14 protein-coding genes are annotated in these 15,305 nt (G+C 46.9%); 8 read left to right on the top strand and 6 right to left on the bottom strand.

Going from position 1 to position 15,305, the window contains the following annotated elements; all coding sequences use genetic code 11:
• Positions 1 to 26: 26 nt before the first annotated feature.
• Positions 27 to 1,328 (bottom strand): polysaccharide deacetylase, encoded by a 1,302-nt coding sequence (locus ACX9NY_RS20130; protein ID WP_472474693.1) that lies wholly within the window; start codon positions 1,326 to 1,328, stop codon positions 27 to 29.
• A gap of 241 nt (positions 1,329 to 1,569) precedes the next feature.
• Between ACX9NY_RS20130 and ACX9NY_RS20135 the strand changes: the two genes are divergently transcribed.
• The 6 genes from ACX9NY_RS20135 to ACX9NY_RS20160 all read left to right on the top strand — a co-directional run bounded on the left by ACX9NY_RS20135 (position 1,570) and on the right by ACX9NY_RS20160 (position 7,784).
• On the top strand, positions 1,570 to 2,217 hold the full coding sequence (locus tag ACX9NY_RS20135; RefSeq protein ID WP_472474695.1) for a DedA family protein: 648 nt from the start codon (positions 1,570 to 1,572) through the stop codon (positions 2,215 to 2,217).
• Between the two features lie 220 nt (positions 2,218 to 2,437).
• Positions 2,438 to 3,952, top strand: coding sequence for a spore germination protein (locus ACX9NY_RS20140; protein ID WP_339239460.1), 1,515 nt, complete (start codon positions 2,438 to 2,440; stop codon positions 3,950 to 3,952).
• Between the two features lie 20 nt (positions 3,953 to 3,972).
• Positions 3,973 to 5,175, top strand: coding sequence for a Ger(x)C family spore germination protein (locus ACX9NY_RS20145; RefSeq protein WP_342571793.1), 1,203 nt, complete (start codon positions 3,973 to 3,975; stop codon positions 5,173 to 5,175).
• A 6-nt stretch (positions 5,176 to 5,181) separates the two neighbouring features.
• Complete coding sequence (locus tag ACX9NY_RS20150; protein ID WP_339239457.1) at positions 5,182 to 5,418, top strand: hypothetical protein; 237 nt, start codon at positions 5,182 to 5,184, stop codon at positions 5,416 to 5,418.
• 18 nt (positions 5,419 to 5,436) lie between these two features.
• Complete coding sequence (locus tag ACX9NY_RS20155) at positions 5,437 to 6,561, top strand: GerAB/ArcD/ProY family transporter (protein WP_342571792.1); 1,125 nt, start codon at positions 5,437 to 5,439, stop codon at positions 6,559 to 6,561.
• A gap of 95 nt (positions 6,562 to 6,656) precedes the next feature.
• Positions 6,657 to 7,784, top strand: a complete 1,128-nt coding sequence (locus ACX9NY_RS20160; protein ID WP_342571791.1) for a GerAB/ArcD/ProY family transporter — start codon at positions 6,657 to 6,659, stop codon at positions 7,782 to 7,784.
• Positions 7,785 to 7,876: 92 nt separating this feature from the next.
• On the opposite strand, the gene bcp is transcribed toward ACX9NY_RS20160, so the two are convergent.
• The 4 genes from bcp to ACX9NY_RS20180 are packed head-to-tail and all read right to left on the bottom strand — an operon-like array spanning position 7,877 to position 11,019.
• A complete protein-coding gene (gene bcp / locus ACX9NY_RS20165; protein ID WP_339239453.1) occupies positions 7,877 to 8,341 on the bottom strand; it encodes a thioredoxin-dependent thiol peroxidase in 465 nt (154 codons plus the stop codon).
• Positions 8,342 to 8,386: 45 nt separating this feature from the next.
• Positions 8,387 to 9,172, bottom strand: coding sequence for an ABC transporter permease (locus ACX9NY_RS20170; protein WP_339239452.1), 786 nt, complete (start codon positions 9,170 to 9,172; stop codon positions 8,387 to 8,389).
• A 4-nt stretch (positions 9,173 to 9,176) separates the two neighbouring features.
• On the bottom strand, positions 9,177 to 9,971 hold the full coding sequence (locus tag ACX9NY_RS20175; RefSeq protein ID WP_339239450.1) for an ABC transporter permease: 795 nt from the start codon (positions 9,969 to 9,971) through the stop codon (positions 9,177 to 9,179).
• A 1-nt stretch (position 9,972) separates the two neighbouring features.
• Positions 9,973 to 11,019 (bottom strand): ABC transporter ATP-binding protein, encoded by a 1,047-nt coding sequence (locus ACX9NY_RS20180; RefSeq protein ID WP_339239449.1) that lies wholly within the window; start codon positions 11,017 to 11,019, stop codon positions 9,973 to 9,975.
• Between the two features lie 128 nt (positions 11,020 to 11,147).
• On the opposite strand from ACX9NY_RS20180, the gene ACX9NY_RS20185 reads away from it, so the two are divergent.
• Both ACX9NY_RS20185 and ACX9NY_RS20190 read left to right on the top strand, forming a co-directional pair.
• Positions 11,148 to 12,191, top strand: coding sequence for an LCP family protein (locus ACX9NY_RS20185; RefSeq protein ID WP_339239448.1), 1,044 nt, complete (start codon positions 11,148 to 11,150; stop codon positions 12,189 to 12,191).
• Between the two features lie 131 nt (positions 12,192 to 12,322).
• Positions 12,323 to 13,642, top strand: coding sequence for a glutamate-1-semialdehyde 2,1-aminomutase (locus ACX9NY_RS20190; RefSeq protein ID WP_339239447.1), 1,320 nt, complete (start codon positions 12,323 to 12,325; stop codon positions 13,640 to 13,642).
• A 216-nt stretch (positions 13,643 to 13,858) separates the two neighbouring features.
• Here the strand turns inward: ACX9NY_RS20190 and ACX9NY_RS20195 are convergent, their stop codons facing one another.
• The gene (locus ACX9NY_RS20195; RefSeq protein ID WP_472474700.1) at positions 13,859 to 15,244 is read right to left on the bottom strand and encodes an aminotransferase-like domain-containing protein; all 1,386 of its coding nucleotides are present in this window, start codon (positions 15,242 to 15,244) and stop codon (positions 13,859 to 13,861) included.
• Positions 15,245 to 15,305 lie beyond the last annotated feature (61 nt).

Here is a 15,305-nt window from a genome sequence, read left to right on the forward strand (position 1 = left end):
GAATAGTCCTGCAAGCATGACTTTCTTCAGATCATTTTATACTTAAATATGAGATTCATTGCCGAAATGGACCTGGAAGCGCCCGCCTTTACCGTCCACTCTGCATTATTACTGCTTAAGGAATTCACTTTTAACCCCATCTGCTCCAGTAACTCACGTAACGGAACCCAGATGGTTCCCCCTTGACTCTGTACTGCTCCTGTTTCAATTACCCCTGTTGAGCTCAGTGTTCCGCTCACACTGTCTGCATGAATCGTTCTTTCCTTCCATACTGCTGTGGCTGTCCTTGTCTCTGGGTCCCAGCGCGTGCTGCCCCCGAATTTTTTCATGAATGTACGCAAAGGCACCATGATTCGCTCCCCATCCATTCGGAATTCTCCAGGTTGTAAGGTTGCCGCAGCCAATCCTACCTCTATCTTCAGCTTCTTGCTTGTGAGCCACAACGCAGCATTACCTTCTACATGCTCTGCGATCCATGCCTTTCCCGGAGCCTTGCGGGACTTATACTTAGCATCGGGATGAACTCGGAATTGAACCGGCTGATCCGAACTCTTTATGATGTCAAAACGGTATCCGTGATCACGATAATATTTGATAATACCCGGAAGTGCTTTTACCGTTTCAGCGTGCGCACCTCCATCATGCATCAGGACAATCACCGAACGTGTTCCCGCAGGTACTTTGGTGGAATTTTTAAGGATTTCTTTGGCCGGAACACCTTTTCGTTTGGAATCTCCACTATCGACATTCCAGTCCATGACGGTGTATCCACCCAATTGCAGCAGATCAAAATAACTCTGGTCAAAATGTCCGTAGGTACCTCCTGGCGCTCGCACCAGATTCGGACGGAAACCAGTTATACGCTCCAGCACGTCTTCTGTCTGCTTGATCTGGTTCCAGAACACTTTAAAATCACTGTACAGCTGTTTGTATTGATGATTAAACGTATGATTGCCCAGAGCATGTCCATGCTCCACCAGCGACCGGATTAACTCGGGATAACGCTCTGCCTGCTCACCCAGCACAAAAAAAGTGGCCAGAACCTGCTCTTTGCGCAAAATATCCAATACTTCTCGTGTATGGTTACCCGGTCCGTCGTCAAAACTCAGATAGACGACCTTGTCTTGCGTATTCTTATCTTCCCTGATCGAATCATCTGAGCCAGAAGCAGAAGATGCATACGCGGTGCCAGCGTATACAGCGAACACACATAGTAATATCGCAATTCGCACGAGAATGACAGACCATTGTCCAGATAAAAACGTATGTATGGATGTTACGGGAATTTCCCCTGTTCCCTTGATTCTTAATTCCGGTCTCTGTACCATTTACGAATCGCCCTCCACCGTCTCTAGTGAATTTGCTGATAGACTTCAGCAGATTTGTTAGAATTATATGGAGGCTTTCTTGAAAAAAGACGCCTTTTTGTTTAATATTTTTTCACAATTTGGTATGGTGTGTGATTGATTCTTCGCTTCAGATTAGGTAGCATAATGGACAGGTATAACGTATACACAACACCTTGGAGAGATTCATGCTCCCACCCCGTCTTCAGGAGAGTGAGATCTATTGGAATTGCTTGAGAAGGTCCAACATCTGTTTGGGTCCTACGGATATAGCGTATTGTTTTTTGGCTTGTTGCTTGAATTCATCGCACTTCCCTTTCCTGGTGAAACAACGATGGCTTACGCAGGGTTTCTCTCCTACAAGGGTCACCTCGACTTCGGAGTCCTCACCATACTGGCTTTTCTGGGAACAACGATCGGCATGACAATTACTTATTTTATTGGAGCCAAAGCAGGACTGCCCTTTATAACACGATACGGAAAATGGTTTCTGCTGAAGCAGGACAAGCTCGATAAAACGCAAAAGTGGTTCGCCAAATATGGTAATGCTTTAATCTTCATCGGTTATTTCATTCCGGGAGTTCGGCATTTCACCGGATATTTTGCGGGTATAGCCGCTGTTCCTTTTCGCAAGTTCGCTCTCTACGCCTACTCGGGTGCGCTGTTCTGGGTTGTGCTGTTTCTGGGCATTGGCAAAATATTCGGGCCCCAGTGGAATGCCGTATTCCATCTGGCTCATCAATATGCAGCATATATCGTGGGAGGAGTTGGCTTATTGCTTATTGTTGCCGTGCTTTACCGCTACCGCAAAGCATGGGCATCAAGATCCGCCGTATCCAAGCCAGCCCCTGTACGACAAAGACAAAAGTAAATTGGGACAAACGTCCATCGATAATAAGTTATCAAGGAGTTGCGAATAATCGCAGCTCTTTTTTTATCGCTTTTTTCAAAAAAACGCTGTAAACACTTCCTCCCTCCAAAATACACACTTCCTCAAACACAATGATGAACTATCATTCATTTTTTGTGATAATCCGAAATCATCCAGGTCATACTAACTTGCAAATATAGGATGTATAGGGGGTGAAGGTATGAGTGAACCAAACGTGGAGCATCAAGATCAGAGGCAAATCTCACCGAATCTCAGCGAAAATATGGATTACTGCAAGCAAGTGATGGGGAACAGCAATGACTTAATGATGCGTCCTCTCCAGTGCCTCCATAAATGGCCTGCCGTCATGTTGTACATTGATGGATTAGTGGATGTGCAGATCCTGAATCATTCCATCCTGGAGTCCCTGTTAAAGACACATGAACTCCCGGAGTTCTCGGCAGATGAAGAGCATCTAAGCTACATCCAGAATGATATTTTAGCCGCGAGCAATGTCATTCTGGTGGATGACATGGAGGATGTGCTCAATGCTCTCCTGTCAGGATCGGCCATTCTGCTGATCGAAGGTTGTGTACGTGGATTGAAAATTGCTGCCGCCGGTTGGGAAGACCGTGCTGTGGGTGAACCCATCTCACAGACCGTTGTCCGGGGTCCCATGGAGGGATTCAATGAAAATCTGCGTACGAATACAGCCTTGATCCGCAAACGGATTCGGGACCCTCATCTCTGGATCGAAGAAAGAGAGATTGGTCGCATCACCAAAACAAGAGTTGCTGTCTTATATCTGAAACATACCGTTGATGCAGGTGTGGTGGAGGAACTAAGGCGAAGGCTCGATGAGATCGATATTGATGGGATTCTGGAAAGCGGGTATATCGAAGAACTTGTTCAAGATGAAACAGGTACGCTATTCCCTACCGTGTATAACAGTGAACGTCCGGATACGGTTTGTGCTGCCTTGCTTGAGGGGAGAGTAGCCATCATTGTAGATGGAACGCCTTTTGTGCTTCTGGTTCCGGCATTGTTCGTACATTTCTTCCAGTCACCAGAGGATTACTACCAACGGGCCGATATTAGCACATTGATTCGGATGATTCGTTATCTGTCCTTTTTCATCGCTCTGCTGGCCCCATCCTTCTATATCGCCATTACCACATTTCACCAGGAGATGCTGCCCACCAATCTGCTTATTAGTCTGGCAGCTCAACGTGAAGGCGTGCCTTTTCCCGCATTCATTGAAGCTATACTTATGGAATTGACCTATGAAATTTTGCGGGAAGCAGGCATTCGAATTCCGAAAACCGTTGGTCAAGCCGTCTCCATCGTCGGGACGCTGGTTATCGGCCAAGCCGCCGTTGATGCAGGGGTTGTCTCCGCTGCGATGGTTATTATCGTTTCCATTACGGCTATATCCAGTTATGTCATTCCAGAGAATGGACTATCCATCTCTGTTCGAATTCTGCGATTTGTATTGATGATACTTGCGGCAGCATTTGGTTTCTACGGTATTCTCATTGTTCTGCTCATTACGGTTACCCATCTATGCAGCTTGCGTTCTTTTGGCGTACCTTATATGTCTCCCTTTGCACCTTTCATTCAGAAAGATCTGAAGGATACTCTGTTTCGTGTACCTTGGTCCCATATGAAAACACGTCCACTCTCTACAGGTACACCGAACAAAACCAGACAAGCCAGCAAAAAAACGAAGCGTTAATTCGGTAAGGAGAATAATGTATGAACAAGTGCTTCCGATTAATCCTATGCATTACATTCCTGCTCCCTCTCCTTACCGGATGCTGGGACCGCCAGGAATTGAATGAACTTGGCATTATGCTGGGTCTTGGTGTAGATAAGGATGGTGATCTGATTAAAGTGAGCGCTCAGGTCGTTGTACCGAATGAAGTATCCTCCAAATCGGGCGGAGGGAATGGCACTCCTGTCACACAGTATGAAGCCTCCGCATCCACACTGTTTGAAGCAATTCAAAAGCTGACTGAGACAAGTCCGCGCCGCATATTCATGGCCCATATCCGTATACTGGTGTTCGGTGAGGAATATGCCCGCAAAGAAGGCATCTACGATGTCATTGAAGCGTTAATGAGAGAACCTACTGCGAGACCCGATTATTACGTTATCGTTGCTCGAAATACAACAGCTTCCAAGGTACTGGATACACTTACTCCATTGGAGAATTTACCTGCAGAGAAGATATTTAATTCCCTCGACGTCTCCGCCAAAACCTGGTCACCCACAACTACTGTCACTGGAGATCAGTTGATGGAGTATATGCTGGCTCCCGGAATACAGCCCGTAATCACCGGTGTAGAGGTTGTAGGCAATACTACGAGAAGCGGAAGCAAAGATAATATCTCGACAATCACGTCCCCCGCTCGTCTCAATTCGACGGGATTAAGTGTCTTCAAGAAGGACAAACTAATCGGCTGGTTAACTGAAGATGAATCCAAAGGATACAACTATATTCGCAACAACGTGGTATCTACCATAGGTCACTTGCCTTGCCAAAAGGGCGGTAATGTGACTTTCAAAACCCTTCGTACCAAGACGAAACGAAAAGCGAAGGTTATCCATGACCAGCCAGTAATTCATATCAAAATAAAAAATGTGTCTTCCATTGGTGCAGTTGAGTGCGGAATCCGAATTGGTTCAATGAAAACGCTCAAAGAGTTGGAAAAAGACAGTGAAGAGCGGCTAATCGAGCTAATGGAAAAATCAGTGAAATCGGTTCGGCGAAAATTCCATACCGATATTTTTGGATTTGGTCAGGAAGTATATCATGCCGATCCTGGATTTTTCAAAAAGATTGAGAAGGATTGGGATCAATATTTTGAGAACCTGGATGTCACGTATGAAGCCAATGTTCAGATCAAACGGGTAGGTACACTGGATGATTCATTCAAGGAGGATTTGAAGGAGTGAGATCGGATGTTGATTACAATTACTGTCATTGTCATAGCGGGCCTTATAGGCTTGTTTGATCTGCCGGGTCTTATCCGCCGTAAGGAATGGAGGGAAACAGCTGTGTATAGCGGCATGCTCATCATTGCCACAGGGTTTAGTATAATCGCAGCAAACCTGTGGGATTTTCCGAGTCCGCTCTATATCATCATGTGGATCTATGAACCTGTTAATCAATTCTTGGCGCATCTGACGGGAACCTAGAAAAAGGAGAGGACGATTATGCTTGAACACGGGCGCCTTGGAACAAGACAATTGACCACTCTCACTTTTTTGATGGTGGTAGGAGATATGATGCTGATCTACCCCTCAGTCATCACATCCTACGCAAAACAAGACGCCTGGATCTGTGCTTTCATAGGTATTCCTCTGGGAATGGCACTACTGGCCATGATCCTGAAGTTGTGCAGTTTGCACCCAGAAAAAAATCTGGTACAAATGGCACGAAGCATTCTGGGGTTCTGGCCAGGTACTCTCTTTTCCTGCTTCTACCTGTTCTTTTTTATTATTGGTGCTTCCACTCATACGAGAGAAGTTGGCGATTTCATGACCTCTCAAATCTTCCAGTACACTCCCATTCGTATCATCATTCTGATGTTTGTCATCGTGATCGGCTGGGGAGTATTCCACGGATTAGAGGCGATGGGTCGAAGCAGTGAACTACTGATGCCTGTCGTTATTGTGTTTATTGTCGTCCTTGCATTCTGCCTGCTTCCCCAGATTGATGCCAGCAATCTGAAACCAGTAAGTGATACGAATATGGTCTCTATTTCACAGGGCATTCTGGTAAGCATTATATATCCAATTGGTGAAGTCGTCCCCATCATGATGATTCTGCCCTACGTTGCCAAGCAGGCTCATCGAACAAGGGACGTACTTATCGCAGCAGGCCTAGGCAATCTGGTATTGGCAACACTTGTTACCATATCCCTGCTGGTCTTGGGTGCCTTTCTCACACAACACAACATATATGCTTCTTTTGTTTTATCCCAGAAAATTAGTATTGGAAGCTTCTTTGAACGTATTGAAGCTGTTATGGCCTCTTCCTGGCTGATCTCCACTTACTTCAAAGCGATGATATACTTATACGCCTTTATTGTTGGTTGTGCGGAACTGTTCAAGCTTAAGCAGTATCGGATGCTTGTGCTCCCAGCGTCGCTACTCGTTTTTGGATTAGCCAATCTTGTCTCACCAAGCGTAACCTTTATCGTAATCACCGTTGTTCCCTATTGGGTAGATTGGGATACTACGCTGGGGATCATTCTGCCCGGCTGTCTCCTGCTGATCCAGTTGCTCAAGTCGAACAGAAAATCATCGGTTACTCACAGCAACTCCTCACAGGAATGAATACTTTTTACGGGAAGGAGCCTGGTATAGATGAATAATTGAAGTTCATCAACGAATGTCATCCATGCTGAATTTAGTGAAGGAGTGTAAGGTCTATGTTAATTAAGGAGAAAATCACCATTAGGCAATTTACACTGCTCACCTTCCTGGTCATGGTCGGAGACATGATTCTGCTCTATCCCTCCGTGGTTACTGCTTCCGGTAAGCAGGATGCATGGTTCTGTTCTCTTATCGGTCAGCCGATCGGCTTACTCATTATATGGGTTCTTTACAAACTTCATCAGACACATCCTGATCTGTCACTTATTGAAATCTGCCAAAAAATACTTGGCCGATGGGTAGGAGCTGTTTTGTCATCTGCATATCTGTTCTATTTCGCCATAGGTGCTGCCATATGTATCCGTGAAGTTGGCGACTTCATGACTACACAGATCTATCTTCAGACCCCCATCCGGGTCATTCTGATTATACTTATGTGCGCTCTTATCTGGGGAGTTATGCATGGTTTGAATACAATAGGAGGAAGCAGTGAAATGCTGACGCCGATCGTTGTTGCATTTATGATCCTGTTATTCATGGGGCTGATCCCCCAAGTAAACAGTTCACATCTACAGCCTTTCTTGAACACCCCCTGGCTCCAACTGATTCAATCTACCATTAGGGGGGCTTTCACTTCCTTTGGTGAACTAATCGTGATTACCATGGTTCTCCCGTATGTTGTGTCAGGACCTCATATCAAACGGGACATGTTACTCGCCACCTTATGTGGAGGCTTAATGTTAACCACTCTGCTGCTCATTTCCCTGATGATCTTTGGTCCCTTTCTGACCCAACATGACATCTACATCTCCTATACCCTGTCTCAAAAAATTAATATTGGCAATTTTTTCGAGCGAATTGAGGCGTTCATGGCGACCGCCTGGTTGATTGCCACCTATTTCAAAAGCCTGCTGTACATGTTTTCTTTTGTCATTGGAATAGCACAACTATTTCGGTTGAAAACATACAAGCCTCTCATCCTGCCATCAGCCATGTTACTATTCGCTTTAGCTGTACTGATATCTCCCAATGTCATTTTCTACACCAATACGATCATGCCCGCCTGGGTGGATTGGGATATCACTGTAAGCTTTATTATTCCGCTATTCCTTCTGCTTGTGCATCGGCTTCGTTCTGGCAAGAGCAAGAACAATTCACCCAGTCATAAACGATTGCCCACCTAAAAAGGCTGTGTTCACGGTAAATCCCGCGAAACACAGCCTTTGGTGATGAAACGGATAAGATGTATTCATTCATACATGTCCCGGTTATTACATTACAACGCCTTCACTGCGTCAAGAGCAGCCTCAATATGTCCTTTGACCCGAACTTTGGACCACTCCTGGATCAATCTCCCCTCTTCATCAATCAGAAAAGTGGAGCGAACCATACCCATATACTCCTTGCCATACATTTTCTTGAGTTGCCATACACCGTATTGCTCGGCTACAGCGTGCTCTTCATCTGACAACAAGGTGAACGGTAGTCCATATTTGGCGATAAACTTGTCATGCTGTTTCATCGGATCAACACTAATCCCGAGAATGACCGTGTTCAGCCCTTCAAATTCAGCATGTCGATCCCGGAAATCACAAGCCTGTTGCGTACAGGACGAGGTCATATCCTTGGGATAAAAATAAAGCAGCACCCGCTGTCCGCGGTAATCGGAAAGCTTCACCGTCTCCCCCGTACTGGACGGCAGCTCAAAATCCGGTGCCACTTCGCCTACAGTTAACGTCATGTCAGTTCCTCCCTAGTCTGGCCCACGAATTGCGTTGAGGGCATTTTATGATCCTGCTCCACGATACCGTTTCACGCCATAATTCCACAAAAGCAAACCCACGGAACCAAACACCAACCCCATCACAGGTGTCAGCAGTGCCATGCGATGCATCTCGGACCTTTCCAGGAACAGTGCCGCTGGATAAATGCCAACAAAGGCAAACGGAATGACCCAGGTCAGCAGCACCTGAATGGCACGGTTGTAGATCGTTACCGGGTAACGCCCATATCCCTGGATGTTATACATCAATGGCAGAATACCTGTTGGTGCGTCCGAATAAAAGGACAACGAAGTCAGTGTGGTATAGATTCCGGCATAGATCATGACTGAGCTAAGCGCCAAAATAATCAAGGCAGGAATATGCCACCATTCCAGCACCAGGCCCATCTCTGCTCCGCTGAAGATCATAATGATCAAGCCGATAAACGAGCCCACGAGTGCAGGCGGGTCTACATTTTCAAGCAAGATCTGGAACAAATTATGTGCAGGGCGTGTCAGGATACGATCCATCTCGCCTTTGACGATATACCGCTCACTGAATCCCCACAGATTGATAAAACAACTGAAGATGCCATAGGGCACCATAAAATATCCATAAACAAAGAGCACTTCACTCTCACTCCAGCCGCCCAGGTTATCCGTATGGCGAAAGACCACAAAGATAAAGATCAGGTTGGTTGCCTGGAACAGCAGATCCGATAGGATCTCCACCCAGAAATCAGCACGGTACGTGAGTCGTGTTTTCATGTAGTTCTTCAAATATTCCCAGATCAGACCCATATAGTACATTCTGTTATCCCCCTTGCACGAACAGACGCTTGCGCGCCTTACGCCAGATCAGTACCATCGGAAGTAGCAGCAAGGCAAACCAGAACACCTGAATACCGAGTACATTCCAGATGGCGGTACCTTCCACTCTTCCAGTGAAGACCGAACCGGGCAGATACGTAATGGCCTGAAAAGGCAATACCTTCATCACCGCGGACATCCAGCCTGGATACAGGCTGATTGGGATGATGAGACCGGAGAACAAATCAACCACGACGCGTTTCATGCGCATCATGCCTTCATTGTTTTCCACAAAGAATGCCGCCAGTCCCGTGATCACATTAATCTGGGAATTAATGAGGAAACTGAAGAACAGCATAACGAGAAAGCCAATCCACGCCGATGGCGCCGTAGGCAGTTCAACCGGGAACAGCAGAATGGCAATGAGCATCCCCGGAATCATGAGGAGCAGGAAGCGGAAAATGCCTTCGCCAAGACCCTGCATCATTTTGACCATAACGTAATTGATTGGCCTGATGAATTGAATCGCAATGGAGCCATCCCGTATGTCTGCGGCAATCTCTCGGTCCAGGTTGTTAAAGTAAAAGGCACGTGCCATCCAGGATACAGCGATGTAGGTTGTCATCTGTGCTGCCGTAAAGCCGCCAAGTTCACCACTGCTGCCATAAATGGCTTGCCAGGTAAAGTAATACACGCCGATATTCAGCGTATATATCAAAATGCCAGAGTAATAATTCACCCGGTATGCCAGCATCGTTAGAAAACGGATGCGCATGAAATCAATAAATGCACTATTCATCTTAGGATACACTCACCGCTTCTTTCCCTGCTCCCACAATCTCGGGACGCTCGGCGGAACCGGATTGGTAAATACTGCGCACAATCTCATCCGTGTTGATCTCGATAATCTGAATATCGGTAATATCGGCTTGTCCAACGACACGTCCGAGTACATCCGAAACGTTCAATTCCAGTGGAATCCATACGGATGCAGACAATTCATTCTCAACCGTCCAGCGCACAGGTAACGCCGCAGTCCATTCCTGCATCTGACTCATGTTGTGAGCTGAACCGAATTTGAAGCGAATTTCCCGTTCCTTGCCCCATTGGGACTTCAGATGATCCAGACCTCCATCATAGATGATGTTACCCGCATCAAGCATGATCACCCTGGAACATAGGGCCTCAATGTCCTGCAAATCATGGGTTGTGAGCAAAATGGTTGTTCCATGCTCCTTGTTCATGTCCTTCAAGAAATCCCGAATTTCCGACTTCACCACAATGTCCAAACCAATGGTTGGTTCATCCAGAAAAACAATACTCGGGTTGTGCAACAATGCTGCCACCAACTCGCAGCGCATACGCTGACCAAGACTGAGCTTCCGCACCGGACGACTTAGCAGGTCCTGAAGCTGCAATCGCTCAACCAGTTCATCCAGCCTTTTACGGAAATCGACCTCTCCTACACGATATACTTTGCGCAATAAATGGAAGGATTCGATAACGCCAATATCCCACCACAATTGACTGCGCTGACCAAAAACAACACCAATATTCTGTACAAACTTCTCCCGTTCCTGATACGGAACATATCCACCAACCGATATTTGCCCTGAAGTAGGCACCAAAATGCCGGTCAACATCTTGATTGTTGTTGATTTACCGGCACCGTTCTCCCCGATATATCCGCATATTTCGCCCTGCGGAATCTGAAATGAAATATCATTTACAGCCAATACCTCCTGGTATTGACGTGCAAACAGGTCCTGGAACGCGCCCTTCAGCCCACCTCGGCTTTTCTGGACGCTAAACGACTTGCGCAAATCTTTGACATCAATCGCCAGCATGATTATACCTCACTTGGATTTTGTTGAAATTGCTTGTAGCCCAAAAAGAAATTATAATGGTATCAGTCAAAATTCAGCAATACCTGAACTCGTTTTTTATTTCATCTCAAATACAAAGGAGAGCTAGCATGACCAGAAAGACGAAGAGAACCATCTGGATTTCTCTTGCCGCCTTCGTGTTAATTGTCGGAGGAGCTGCGGCATACTACTTCGGTTCTATTCTCAATCAGTTGGACGGTTTGGCAAAAGACGGTGACGAATCACCATTCGCCGGTATCGAAAATGTGGAGAAAGTAAATACACCTGACCCACCCAAATGGGAAGGCACAGAGACGGTCAATATTCTCGTTATGGGTGTCGATGCGCGCGGATTGAAAAAAGGTGAAGTTCCCCGCTCCGACAGCATGATGGTCGTATCGCTCGACCCACTTACCAAAAAAATCAATCTGTTCTCCATTCTGCGCGACACATACGTCGATATTGACGGGTATGGTAAAGAGCGGATCAACACTGCCATCACCCATGGCCCGAATGCAGCGATGCAAGCTGCCGGCGACCTGCTCGGCATTCCTGTACAGTATTATGTGTATACGGATTTCCAAGGATTCATCAAATTGGTGGATGCCGTTGGCGGTGTTGATTTTAATGTGGAGAAAGACATGCACTATACAAGTAAAGCAGACAATAACGAATACGATATTGATCTCAAAAAAGGGTATCAGCATCTGGATGGCGAGACAGCTCTCATGTACGTTCGTTTCCGTCATGATGCGATGTCGGATTTCGCTCGTTCCGAGCGTCAGCGTGAATTGCTGAAAGCTGTTACGGCAAAAATGCAGTCCACCACTACCATAGCCAAACTGCCTGCCATTCTGGAACAGGTTAATCCTTACGTAGATACGAATCTGACACTCTCCGATATGTGGAAGCTGGGTGGACTCGGATACCAGAGCAGCATGAACGGCAGTGAGCAGATCCCACCAATGAACCTGTTGAAAGAAGAACGTACAGCAGGTGGTGCGCAAGTATTAACGGTTACAAATGAAGAAAAATTGAAGCAGCATATTCAGGATATTATTCACCCGCCTGCTACAACAGATGATAGTACGACCAGCACCGAAGATAAAACAGCCAGTGGTGACGATCAGAAGTCAGAACAACCGGCTCAGTAATCTAAACATGCAGAGGGCAGCCATTACGCTGCCCTCTCGTTGTGCCCGGCTATACTATTATGAGAAAATCATCATATCTTTCTGTGGCTTGTACCTTTATTATATTTTGAATTACGAAAGGAAGTTATCTTATGAAACCATCACGTTCCCGTTCCGAGCTTCTATACGCAGAAGCACTTGAACATATTGTAGGAGGGGTGAACAGCCCTTCACGCTCGTTTAAAGCCGTTGGCGGCGGTGCACCTGTATTTATGAAAAAAGCCCAGGGCGCCCACTTCTGGGATGTTGATGACAACCGTTACATTGATTATCTGGCCGCTTACGGTCCGATTGTTACAGGACATGCCCACCCTCATATTACGCAGGCAATTACAGAAGCTGCAGCCAATGGAGTACTGTACGGTACCCCGACTGAATTAGAGATCAAGCTTGCCAAAATGCTGAAGGAAGCCATTCCTTCTATGGATAAAGTACGCTTTGTTAACTCCGGTACAGAGGCGGTCATGACTACGATTCGGGTAGCTCGTGCCTATACCAAACGTAACAAGATCGTTAAATTCGCCGGATGTTACCATGGTCACTCGGATCTGGTGCTTGTGGCGGCCGGTTCTGGCCCATCCACGCTGGGTATCCCGGATAGTGCCGGCATTCCTACCAGTATTGCGCAAGAGGTCATCACCGTGCCTTACAATGACCTGGATAGCCTCAAAGCTGCACTGGAGCACTGGGGTGACGATGTTGCCGCAGTCATGGTTGAACCGATCGTTGGCAACTTCGGTATGGTTATGCCGGAACCCGGCTTCCTGGAAGGTCTCTGTGCCATGACACGCGCCAATGGCTCACTGGTTATCTATGACGAGGTGATTACGGCTTTCCGTTTCCATTACGGTTCCACACAGACGTATGCCGGGCTCGATAATCATGCGGAGATTGAACCGGATCTGACGGCTCTTGGTAAAATTATTGGTGGAGGCCTGCCCATCGGTGCTTACGGCGGACGCAAACACGTTATGGAGCAGGTTGCTCCACTCGGCCCGGCTTATCAAGCGGGAACGATGGCTGGTAACCCTGCATCCATCTCGGCGGGTATCGCATGTCTGGAGGTCCTGCAAGGCGCAGGTGTATACGAGGAGATGGAACGGCTTGCTATCGACCTGACAGCAGGTCTGCAAGCTTCTGCTGACCGTCATGGGATTGCACTGACAATCAACCGGATTCGCGGTGCATTCTCCACCCATTTCTGTGATCACCCGGTGACGAACTACGATCATGCTCAAGACACAGACGGAGAACGGTTCGCTTCCTTCTTCCGCCACATGCTGGACCGTGGCATTAACCTCGCTCCGTCCAAGTACGAAGCTTGGTTCCTGACTACGGCTCATACAGACGAGGATGTTCAGGCTACATTGGAAGCCGCAGAAGCTTCCTTCAAGGCAATGGCTCAGGAATAATCCGAACAATTAATTCTTCAGATGTAATACAAAATAGTTGAGAGACAGCAACTACGAAAAATGGGCGTCCAACAAGTGTTCAACTTGTGCGGACGCCTTTTGTTTGTTTACAAATAGGGGTGATTGTCTAGACAGGGTTAGGGTGAGATGTTATGCAACATCTTCAAGCGTAGCTTATTAATAGGGTGCACTGTTATGATCCTGCCATTACTTAACTTATCTCTGACTGATCTGCAGCTTCAAAATTTCCTCTCGGATCACCTGCATCCCTTCCTCGATTCGCTGCTTCGGCACATTGGAGATGTTCAATCGCAACATCTGATCCTGATGTACCTGATAGGTTCCCTCTGGATAATACCTTTCAGTCGTATCAACGATGACTCCGCGCTTTTGAAGCCGGGATAGCAGAACACGAAGCGGCATATCACCCGCCAAAGGTAACACCGTATGCTCTCCTCCTGTTCGAGGAGCGTCCATAAACGGAGCAAAGTCTGGATAAGCGTCCAGCTGCTCCTGCACCGTGTGCATCCGAGCAGCATAGCGGTTGCGAATCACTTTCCTGTGATGAGCAAACATGCCGCTATGGACATAGATCTCCAGAGCAGCTTGAGACAGGACTGAAGTGTCGATATCAAGCATTTTTTTGTAAGCACCAAAAGATTGAATGAGTGGTAAGGGCAGAACGCCTACACCAATACGCAAGCCTGGAAACAGAATTTTGGAGTAACTCTTCAGATAGATGACCCGGCCTTCCGTATCATAGGACCATAGCGGGTCCTGTTTCGTATTGTCATCCAGATCAGACAGATAATCATCCTCCACCAGATACACATCGTACCGCTGAGCAAGCCGGATCAGTCTCTTCTTCTCCGCAATCGTTAACGATGTACCAATCGGATTGTGAAAGCGTGGCATGACATAGAAAAACTTGATCTCTTCCTCTGCGAACTGACGTTCAAGCGATGCCCAGTCCAGCCCATCTTGGGTACGTCTCACACCAGCAATAGGTACATTTAATCCACCCAATAGGGAAGGCATATTGTGATAGGTCGGTAGTTCAAGCATTACTGTTCTTTTTCCATTGGGAAAAGGCATTAACGCAAGTACAGCCAGCGCCTGTTGCACACCTGATGTGATAAAGAACTGCTCTGTTCTTGCAAAAACCTGATAATCCGCAAACTGCTTCTGCAACAGCAGAATTAGCGAAGGCAATCCCTGATCTGTTCCATACATAAACAACTCTGCCTGTTTCTTCTCCATCGCCTGATCCACGCAATGACGAAAGTCCGCATAAGGGAACACCCGCGGATCCGGAGCAGCCGAAGCGAAGTCCAACGCTCCCTGCCAGTCCATGTCCTGAGCACCTGTCCCGTTCTGTACGGCATAATAGCCGGATTGAGGGATGGCGTACACCAAATGCCGCTGTTCCAACCATTCATATGCACGAATTGCTGTGCTTACACTGCATTGATACTGTTCAGCTATAACTCGCACGGCTGGAAGTCGGATGCCCTTATCTGCCCACTGGCGACGATCCTGCTGCTGCATCTGTTCCTGAATCCATTGCTTTATAGCTTCGGCAATCACTTCATATTTTCTCACCTCATCCACTCCTCTCCTATAACTGTACCGATACAGTTTAACCTTTTATCTATTGTAGCAC

The sequence above is a fragment of the Paenibacillus sp. CB74 genome (genome assembly GCF_055687625.1).

Coding starts and splice junctions, on each gene's coding strand:
- ACX9NY_RS20160 (WP_342571791.1), top strand. CDS start 6,657: ATGTTAATTAAGGAGAAAATCACCATTAGGCAATTTACACTGCTCACC.
- ACX9NY_RS20185 (WP_339239448.1), top strand. CDS start 11,148: ATGACCAGAAAGACGAAGAGAACCATCTGGATTTCTCTTGCCGCCTTC.
- ACX9NY_RS20145 (WP_342571793.1), top strand. CDS start 3,973: ATGAACAAGTGCTTCCGATTAATCCTATGCATTACATTCCTGCTCCCT.
- ACX9NY_RS20170 (WP_339239452.1), bottom strand. CDS start 9,172: ATGTACTATATGGGTCTGATCTGGGAATATTTGAAGAACTACATGAAA.
- ACX9NY_RS20130 (WP_472474693.1), bottom strand. CDS start 1,328: ATGGTACAGAGACCGGAATTAAGAATCAAGGGAACAGGGGAAATTCCC.
- bcp (WP_339239453.1), bottom strand. CDS start 8,341: ATGACGTTAACTGTAGGCGAAGTGGCACCGGATTTTGAGCTGCCGTCC.
- ACX9NY_RS20150 (WP_339239457.1), top strand. CDS start 5,182: ATGTTGATTACAATTACTGTCATTGTCATAGCGGGCCTTATAGGCTTG.
- ACX9NY_RS20155 (WP_342571792.1), top strand. CDS start 5,437: ATGCTTGAACACGGGCGCCTTGGAACAAGACAATTGACCACTCTCACT.
- ACX9NY_RS20190 (WP_339239447.1), top strand. CDS start 12,323: ATGAAACCATCACGTTCCCGTTCCGAGCTTCTATACGCAGAAGCACTT.
- ACX9NY_RS20180 (WP_339239449.1), bottom strand. CDS start 11,019: ATGCTGGCGATTGATGTCAAAGATTTGCGCAAGTCGTTTAGCGTCCAG.
- ACX9NY_RS20175 (WP_339239450.1), bottom strand. CDS start 9,971: ATGAATAGTGCATTTATTGATTTCATGCGCATCCGTTTTCTAACGATG.
- ACX9NY_RS20140 (WP_339239460.1), top strand. CDS start 2,438: ATGAGTGAACCAAACGTGGAGCATCAAGATCAGAGGCAAATCTCACCG.